The organism is Actinoplanes sp. NPDC048791, from assembly GCF_040650095.1.
Lineage (GTDB): Bacteria > Actinomycetota > Actinomycetes > Mycobacteriales > Micromonosporaceae > Actinoplanes.
Genome location: NZ_JBEZGQ010000816.1, coordinates 1 through 3,779 on the forward strand (window position 1 = coordinate 1; position 3,779 = coordinate 3,779).

General features: G+C 72.5%; 4 protein-coding genes. 3 read left to right on the forward strand and 1 reads right to left on the reverse strand.

The features are described from left to right. Together AB0C29_RS37650 and AB0C29_RS37655 are read left to right on the forward strand one after the other, a co-directional pair. The coding region (locus AB0C29_RS37650; RefSeq protein ID WP_360830890.1) for an MFS transporter at positions 1 to 743 on the forward strand (743 nt) is incomplete at its 5' end. Positions 744 to 852: 109 nt separating this feature from the next. Beyond that, on the forward strand, positions 853 to 1,392 hold the full coding sequence (locus tag AB0C29_RS37655) for a snapalysin family zinc-dependent metalloprotease (protein ID WP_360830893.1): 540 nt from the start codon (positions 853 to 855) through the stop codon (positions 1,390 to 1,392). 48 nt (positions 1,393 to 1,440) lie between these two features. Here the strand turns inward: AB0C29_RS37655 and AB0C29_RS37660 are convergent, their stop codons facing one another. After that, positions 1,441 to 1,758: an STAS domain-containing protein gene (locus AB0C29_RS37660; RefSeq protein ID WP_360555302.1), complete on the reverse strand. Its 318-nt coding sequence runs from the start codon at positions 1,756 to 1,758 to the stop codon at positions 1,441 to 1,443. A gap of 104 nt (positions 1,759 to 1,862) precedes the next feature. Between AB0C29_RS37660 and fxsT the strand changes: the two genes are divergently transcribed. Further along, the coding region (fxsT, locus tag AB0C29_RS37665; RefSeq protein WP_360830896.1) for an FxSxx-COOH system tetratricopeptide repeat protein at positions 1,863 to 3,779 on the forward strand (1,917 nt) is incomplete at its 3' end.

Consider the following 3,779-nt stretch of genomic DNA (forward strand, 5'->3'; position numbering starts at 1 on the left):
GGGTGACCGCGTACGGCGCCGGACCCGACGATGTGGCCTCGCTGCCCGCCGCGGCGCCCGGCGGTGCGGTGCGCGTCGCGTTGCGTTCCCTGGGCCAGGCCGCCCGGACCCGGCCGTTCTGGCTGCTCGCGGGCGGCTTCGCGATCTGCGGGGCGACCACCAACGGGCTGATCGGCACCCACTTCATCCCGGCCGCGCACGACCACGGGATGGCCCCGACCACCGCGGCGAGCCTGCTCGCGCTGGTCGGCCTGTTCGACATCATCGGCACCATCGCCTCCGGCTGGCTCACCGACCGGGTGGACAGCCGCTGGCTGCTGGCCGGCTACTACGCGCTGCGCGGGCTGTCCCTGCTGGTGCTGCCGTCACTGTTCGCCGCGACCGCGCACCCCTCGATGGTGGTGTTCATCCTGTTCTACGGGCTGGACTGGGTGGCCACGGTTCCGCCGACGGTTGCCCTGTGCCGGGAGTACTTCGGTGCCAGCGGCGCGGTGGTCTTCGGCTGGGTCTTCGCCTCGCACCAGTTCGGCGCGGCGATCGCGGCCACCTCGGCCGGCCTGGTCCGCGACCAGCTCGGCAACTACGACGCGGCCTGGTACGGCGCGGGCGCGCTGGCCCTGCTGGCCTCGCTGCTCTCGCTGATGCTGCTGCTGGGCAAGCGCCGTAAGGACGTGGGCCCGGCCGGCCCCGGCATCGGCCTGGCGTTCCCGGCGGCCACCACCTCGGCGGCGCCGGCCTCGTAGCCATCACATGGCGAGAGGCGGCAACCGGTATGGCCGCCGCGCATCGACAATCGTCTCTTTCTGGCTACGGTGTGGACACCCCGTCCCACACCCCCAGGGAGGACCCCCGATGCTGCGCAAGAGACTGTTCGCCGCGCTGGCAGCCGTCGCGATGCTGGTCGGCCTGCAGGTCACCACCGCCGGGCCGGCCGCCGCGGCCCCCCGCATCCTGTACTACGACGCCAGCCAGGCCCAGGAGTTCATCTCGGCCGTCAACCAGGGCGCCCAGATCTGGAACAGCCGGGTCGCCAACGTCCAGCTCCAGCCCGTCCCGGCCGGCCGGACCCCCAACATCCGGGTGTACGCGGACAACGGCTGGCCCCGCACCTACTCGACCTCGCTGGGCAACGGCCGCTGGTACATGGGCCGTGAGGCGGTCAACCAGGGCTACTACACGCCCCGGATCGCGGCCCACGAGTTCGGCCACATCCTCGGCCTGCCGGACCGCCGTACCGGTCTGTGCACCGACCTGATGTCCGGCAGCAGCGCCCCGGTCTCCTGCCGCAACCCCAACCCGAACACCACCGAGGCGAACACGGTGAACAACAACTTCCGCTCAGCGGCGGTGGCGGCGTCGATCCCGGCCCGCGAGTTCGTCTGGGTCGGCTGACCCCGCTCTCATCGGGCGCGGGCCGTCAGGCTCGCGCCCGATCTGTGCTCACTCGGTCAGGGTGACGACTTCGAGCACCCCGCTCAGCACCAGGATCTGCCGCACCCCCCGGCTCGGATGGGCCAGCTGGAACTCCACACCCTGGTCCCGGGCCCGCTGGAAGCCGAAGATGATCGCGCCCAGGCCGGTCGAGTCGATGAAGGACAGCTCGGCCAGGTCGACCACGATCGTGGCCGGCCGGCTCTCCAGAGCCTCCACCAGACAGACGCGCACCTGGTCGACGTTCAGGACGTCGATCTCGCCGTGCAGGCGCACGGTGACCACGTCGGCGTCGCGGTCGAGACTGGTTACGGGTTCTTCGGACACCGGGGCCTTTCCGTTCGGCGCAAGCTTCCGCTGTGGTGATGATTCCACGTACGGTAATCGGCACAACGACAGTAGATGGCCGAGTCACCAGTGGGGAGGGCGGCGTGCCGATCCGGGGTGGGCTGCCGCCGCGCAATCCGCGTTTTGTCGGCCGGGAGAGCCTGCTCGCCGACGTGCGCGGGCTGCTCGGCAACGGACCGGTGGTGTTGCTGCCCGCGGCCGAGCATCAGCTCGGTGGCACCGGGCGCACCCAGCTCGCCGTCGAGTACGCCTATCGCTACGCCGACACCTACGACCTGGTCTGGTGGATCCCGGCCGAGCAGACCGCCGGCATGCGCGCCGCGCTGGTCGGGCTGGCCAGTGAGCTCAAGCTGCCCGAGGCCCGCGACATCAACCGTACGCTGGGCGCGGTCCGGGACGCGCTGAGCCGCGGCGAGCCGTACCGGAACTGGCTGGTCGTCTTCGAGAACGCGAACCGGCCCGAGGACATCAAGCCCTATCTGCCCAGCGGCGCTGGCCACGTGCTGGTCACGTCCCGTAATCCCCGGTGGACGTCCGAGGTGGCGCAGGCCGTGCCGGTGCCGGTGTTCGACCGTACGGACAGCGTCGACTTCCTGCGCCGGCGCACCGCGGAGCTGTCCACCGACGACGCCGAGCGGCTGTCCGAGCGGCTCGACGACGTGCCCATGGCGCTGGATCTGGCCGCCGCGGTCCGCACGGCGACGGGCTGGAGCGTCGGCGACTACCTGCGGCACTACGACGAGCGGGCCGCCGCGCTGGCCTTCCCGACGCCGATCCGGGTGGCGTGGGAGCTGGCCGCCGACTCGCTGCGGGACGCCTCGCCCGCCGCCTCCGAGCTGCTGGAGCTCTGTGCCTTCCTGGCCAGCGCGCCCGTGTCGTGGGAGCTGCTCTGGGCGGCCCGCGGCCTGGTGTCGCCGGAGCTGGCCCGCACGGTGCGCATCGAGCGCCGGCTCAAGGCCGCGCTGCGCCTGATCGGCCGGTACGGGCTGGGCGAGCTCGACCCGCCCGGTGACAGTCTGCTGGTGCATCCGCTGGTCCGGGGCATGCTCGGCCAGCAGCTCAGCTCGGAGCGGCACGCCGCCCTGCTGCGCACGGTCCGGGCCATGCTCGCGGCCGCGGACCCGGGCGACCCGGACAACCCCACCCACTGGCCCCGGTACGCGGCCATCGTCCCGCACCTGGTGCACTCCGACGTGCTCGGCGGCGACGCCGAGGAGATCCGCCAACTCGTGATCAACTGCATCCGTTTCCTGTACGCCCGGGGCGACTGGGACTCCAGCCGGGACCTGGCGGCGCAGGCGGTGGCGCGCTGGCGGGACAGTCTCGGCGAGACCGACGAGCAGACCCTGCTGGCCTCGTTCCACCTGGCCAACGCGTTGCGGGCGGTCGGCCGTACGGCGGACGCCCGGGCCCTGAACGCGCAGACCCTGCGCTCGCAGCGGGAGGCGCTCGGCGGCGACGACGAGACGACCCTCGCCACGGCCAACAGCGTCGGTGCCGATCTGCGGATGCAGGGCCACTTCGGCCAGGCCCGCCAGCTCGACGCCGACAACCTGGTCCGCTACCGCCGGTTGTTCGGCGAGAGCTTCCCGACCGCGTTGCGCTGCGCCAACAACCTGGCCGTCGACCTGCGGCTGCTCGGCGACTTCCGCGGGGCGCGGGCGCTGGACGAGCAGGTGCTGCGGCACCGGCAGATGATCTTCGTGGAGGGTCATCCCGAGACCCTGTCGTCCCGGGCCGGGCTGGCGTTCGACCTGTTCGGCCTCGGTGACTACGCGGGCGCCAGCGCGCTGCTGTCCAACGGGCACGCCGAAGCGCTCGGCGCCGACCATCCGATGGCGTTGTGGGCCGGCCGGTTCGCGGCCATCGCGGCGCGCCGGCGCGGGCTGCCGCAGGCCCGCGAGCTGGCCGCGACCAACGTGGAGCTGTACAGGCAGAAGTTCGGCGACCTGAACGTGGAGACGCTCGGTGCCCTGGTCTCGCTGGCCAACTGCGCCCGC